The following is a 5,108-nucleotide window of genomic DNA, read 5'->3' as shown; positions in this document are numbered from 1 at the left end:
CGGGTGTGTTGTTTGAGAACTCAATAGTGTGTTTGGTGGTTTTTGTTTGTTGTTTTTGTTTTGCCATGCCTGCGCGTTCCCGTGTGTGGGTGTGGTGTTGTTTTGCCAGATGTTTTCTCTGGACTGTTTTTGTTTGGAGAGTTTGATCCTGGCTCAGGACGAACGCTGGCGGCGTGCTTAACACATGCAAGTCGAACGGAAAGGCTCCTTCGGGAGTGCTCGAGTGGCGAACGGGTGAGTAACACGTGGGTGATCTGCCCTGCACTTTGGGATAAGCCTGGGAAACTGGGTCTAATACCGAATACACCCTGCTGGTCGCATGGCCTGGTGGGGGAAAGCTTTTGCGGTGTGGGATGGGCCCGCGGCCTATCAGCTTGTTGGTGGGGTGATGGCCTACCAAGGCTTCGACGGGTAGCCGGCCTGAGAGGGTGTCCGGCCACACTGGGACTGAGATACGGCCCAGACTCCTACGGGAGGCAGCAGTGGGGAATATTGCACAATGGGCGCAAGCCTGATGCAGCGACGCCGCGTGGGGGATGACGGCCTTCGGGTTGTAAACCTCTTTCACCATCGACGAAGCCGCAGCGTGTGTTGTGGTGACGGTAGGTGGAGAAGAAGCACCGGCCAACTACGTGCCAGCAGCCGCGGTAATACGTAGGGTGCGAGCGTTGTCCGGAATTACTGGGCGTAAAGGGCTTGTAGGTGGTTTGTCGCGTTGTTCGTGAAATGCCACAGCTTAACTGTGGGCGTGCGGGCGATACGGGCAGACTAGAGTACTGCAGGGGAGACTGGAATTCCTGGTGTAGCGGTGGAATGCGCAGATATCAGGAGGAACACCGGTGGCGAAGGCGGGTCTCTGGGCAGTAACTGACGCTGAGGAGCGAAAGCGTGGGGAGCGAACAGGATTAGATACCCTGGTAGTCCACGCCGTAAACGGTGGGTACTAGGTGTGGGTTTCCTTCCTTGGGATCCGTGCCGTAGCTAACGCATTAAGTACCCCGCCTGGGGAGTACGGCCGCAAGGCTAAAACTCAAAGGAATTGACGGGGGCCCGCACAAGCGGCGGAGCATGTGGATTAATTCGATGCAACGCGAAGAACCTTACCTGGGTTTGACATGCACAGGACGGCGGCAGAGATGTCGTTTCCCTTGTGGCCTGTGTGCAGGTGGTGCATGGCTGTCGTCAGCTCGTGTCGTGAGATGTTGGGTTAAGTCCCGCAACGAGCGCAACCCTTGTCTCATGTTGCCAGCGCGTGATGGCGGGGACTCGTGAGAGACTGCCGGGGTCAACTCGGAGGAAGGTGGGGATGACGTCAAGTCATCATGCCCCTTATGTCCAGGGCTTCACACATGCTACAATGGCCGGTACAAAGGGCTGCGATGCCGTGAGGTGGAGCGAATCCTTTTCAAAGCCGGTCTCAGTTCGGATCGGGGTCTGCAACTCGACCCCGTGAAGTCGGAGTCGCTAGTAATCGCAGATCAGCAACGCTGCGGTGAATACGTTCCCGGGCCTTGTACACACCGCCCGTCACGTCATGAAAGTCGGTAACACCCGAAGCCAGTGGCCTAACCGGTTCGCCGGAGGGAGCTGTCGAAGGTGGGATCGGCGATTGGGACGAAGTCGTAACAAGGTAGCCGTACCGGAAGGTGCGGCTGGATCACCTCCTTTCTAAGGAGCACCACGTGGGCATTCCCGCAGTGGGCGGGGGTGCAGCCGTGAGGGATCCGTGCGTTGTAGTGGCGCCGGGTTGGGTGCGCAGCAAGCGAAGTCGTCGGTCGGGGATGTGGTGCCGGCGCTCACCGAACACACTGTTGGGTCCTGAGGCAACAGGCCTGTTCTGTTGTCGCCTCGCTTTGGTGGTGGGGTGTGGTGTTTGAGTGTTGGATAGTGGTTGCGAGCATCTAGCGAAAGGCTGAAGTTTAGTCTTTGTGCTTTTTGTTGAGTGTTTTTTGTGTGTGTAAGTGTGTTAGGGCGCATGGTGGATGCCTTGGCATCAGGGGCCGATGAAGGACGTGGGAGGCTGCGATATGCCTCGGGGAGTTGTCAACCGAGCGTGGATCCGAGGATGTCCGAATGGGGTAACCCGGCACGAGTGATGTCGTGTCACCCACTGCTGAATGTATAGGCAGTGGGGGGGAACGCGGGGAAGTGAAACATCTCAGTACCCGTAGGAGAAGAAAACAAGTGTGATTCCGTTAGTAGTGGCGAGCGAACGCGGAGGATGGCTAAACCGCGCGCATGGTGATACCCGGCGGGGGTTGTGTGTGTGGTGTTGTGGGGTTTGTGGTCTTGGGTCCGCCGGCTCAAGCGGCAGTCAGAAAATGATGTGTTAGTCGAAGTGGCCTGGGATGGTCTGTCGTAGAGGGTGAGAATCCCGTAGGCGAAAGCATGTCATCTGTTGTCACAAATACCCGAGTAGCAGCGGGCCCGTGGAATCTGCTGTGAATCTGCCGGGACCACCCGGTAAGCCTGAATACTTCCTGATGACCGATAGCGGATCAGTACCGTGAGGGAATGGTGAAAAGTACCCCGGGAGGGGAGTGAAAGAGTACCTGAAACCGTGTGCCTACAAGCCGTCAAAGCCCCCGTTGTGGGGTGATGGCGTGCCTTTTGAAGAATGAGCCTGCGAGTCAGGGACATGTCGCGAGGTTAACCCGGGTGGGGTAGCCGCAGCGAAAGCGAGTCTGAAGAGGGCGTATCCCCTGTTGTGGGGGTGTAGTGGTGTGTTCTGGACCCGAAGCGGGGTGATCTACCCATGGCCAGGGTGAAGCGCGGGTAAGACCGCGTGGAGGCCCGAACCCACTTAGGTTGAAGACTGAGGGGATGAGTTGTGGGTAGGGGTGAAAGGCCAATCAAACTCCGTGATAGCTGGTTCTCCCCGAAATGCATTTAGGTGCAGCGTCGCATGGTTCTTGTTGGAGGTAGAGCTACTGGATGGCCGATGGGCCCTACTAGGTTACTGACGTCAGCCAAACTCCGAATGCCGACAAGTCAAGTGTGGCAGTGAGACGGCGGGGGATAAGCTCCGTGCGTCGAAAGGGAAACAGCCCAGATCGCCGGCTAAGGCCCCTAAGCGTGTGCTAAGTGGGAAAGGATGTGCAGTCGCGAAGACAACCAGGAGGTTGGCTTAGAAGCAGCCACCCTTGAAAGAGTGCGTAATAGCTCACTGGTCAAGTGATTGTGCGCCGATAATGTAGCGGGGCTCAAGCACACCGCCGAAGCCGCGGCAACATAGCAATATGTTGGGTAGGGGAGCGTCCCCATTTCGGTGAAGCAGCAGAGTGATCTGTTGTGGAGGGGTGGGGAGTGAGAATGCAGGCATGAGTAGCGATAAGGCAAGTGAGAACCTTGCCCGCCGGAAGACCAAGGGTTCCTGGGCCAGGCCAGTCCGCCCAGGGTGAGTCGGGACCTAAGGCGAGGCCGACAGGCGTAGTCGATGGACAACGGGTTGATATTCCCGTACCCGTGTGTGGCCGTCCATGCCGAATCAGAGGTACTAACCATCCAAAAGGTCGGTGACCAATCCCTTCGGGGTGCGGCGCCGGCCGGCTGCGTGGGATCTTCTCTGGTAGTAGGTAAGCGATGGGGTGACGCAGGAAGGTAGCCGTACCAGTCAGTGGTAACACTGGGGCAAACCGGTAGGACGACATCCAGGCAAATCCGGATGTCACATACGTCCGAGAGGTGATGCATAGCCGGATGAGGCGAATTCGGTGATCCTATGCTGCCGAGAAAAGCCTCTAGCGAGGACACACACGGCCCGTACCCCAAACCGACACAGGTGGTCAGGTAGAGAATACCGAGGCGTACGAGAGAACTATGGTTAAGGAACTCGGCAAAATGCCCCCGTAACTTCGGGAGAAGGGGGGCCCCTGCTGGTGAACCACCGTGCGTGGGGAAGCTGGTGGGGGTCGCAGAGACCAGTGAGAAGCGACTGTTTACTAAAAACACAGGTCCGTGCGAAGTCGCAAGACGAGGTATACGGACTGACGCCTGCCCGGTGCTGGAAGGTTAAGAGGACCCGTTAACCCGCAAGGGTGAAGCGGAGAATTTAAGCCCCAGTAAACGGCGGTGGTAACTATAACCATCCTAAGGTAGCGAAATTCCTTGTCGGGTAAGTTCCGACCTGCACGAATGGCGTAACGACTTCTCAGCTGTCTCAACCATAGACTCGGCGAAATTGCACTACGAGTAAAGATGCTCGTTACGCGCGGCAGGACGAAAAGACCCCGGGACCTTCACTACAACTTGGTATTGGAGTCCGATACGGTTTGTGTAGGATAGGTGGGAGACTGTGAAACCCGCACGCCAGTGTGGGCGGAGTCGTCGTTGAAATACCACTCTGATCGTATTGGGCTTCTAACCTCGAACCCTGAACCGGGTTCAGGGACAGTGCCTGGCGGGTAGTTTAACTGGGGCGGTTGCCTCCTAAAACGTAACGGAGGCGCCCAAAGGTTCCCTCAACCTGGACGGCAATCAGGTGGCGAGTGCAAGTGCACAAGGGAGCTTGACTGCAAGACGAACATGTCAAGCAGGGACGAAAGTCGGGACTAGTGATCCGGCACCCCCGAGTGGAAGGGGTGTCGCTCAACGGATAAAAGGTACCCCGGGGATAACAGGCTGATCTTCCCCAAGAGTCCATATCGACGGGATGGTTTGGCACCTCGATGTCGGCTCGTCGCATCCTGGGGCTGGAGCAGGTCCCAAGGGTTGGGCTGTTCGCCCATTAAAGCGGCACGCGAGCTGGGTTTAGAACGTCGTGAGACAGTTCGGTCTCTATCCGCCGCGCGCGTCAGAAGCTTGAGGAAACCTGTCCCTAGTACGAGAGGACCGGGACGGACGAACCTCTGGTGCACCAGTTGTCCCACCAGGGGCACCGCTGGATAGCCACGTTCGGACAGGATAACCGCTGAAAGCATCTAAGCGGGAAACCTTCTCCAAGACCAGGCTTCTCACCCATACAAGTGGGATAAGGCCCCCCGCAGACCACGGGATCAATAGACCAGACCTACACACGCAGCAATGCGCACAGGGAACTGGCACTAACCGGCCGAAAACTTACCCACACCACGCAACCACACCAACACCCAAACCATCCACAACCCCCA

General features: G+C 57.4%; 2 rRNA genes. Both read left to right on the top strand.

The annotated features are described in order from the left end of the window. Positions 1-130 precede the first annotated feature (130 nt). Positions 131-1,668: ribosomal RNA gene (locus tag AC5Y4N_RS21040) — 16S ribosomal RNA — on the top strand. A gap of 287 nt (positions 1,669-1,955) precedes the next feature. Beyond that, positions 1,956-5,066, top strand: a 23S ribosomal RNA gene (locus AC5Y4N_RS21035). Together the 16S and 23S rRNA genes form the textbook arrangement of a ribosomal RNA operon. The last annotated feature ends 42 nt before the right edge of the window (positions 5,067-5,108 follow it).

Source organism: Mycobacterium sp. NGS19, from assembly GCF_059813155.1.
Note: the sequence above shows the minus strand (reverse complement) of the source record. Positions and strands in the feature narration are given on the sequence as shown.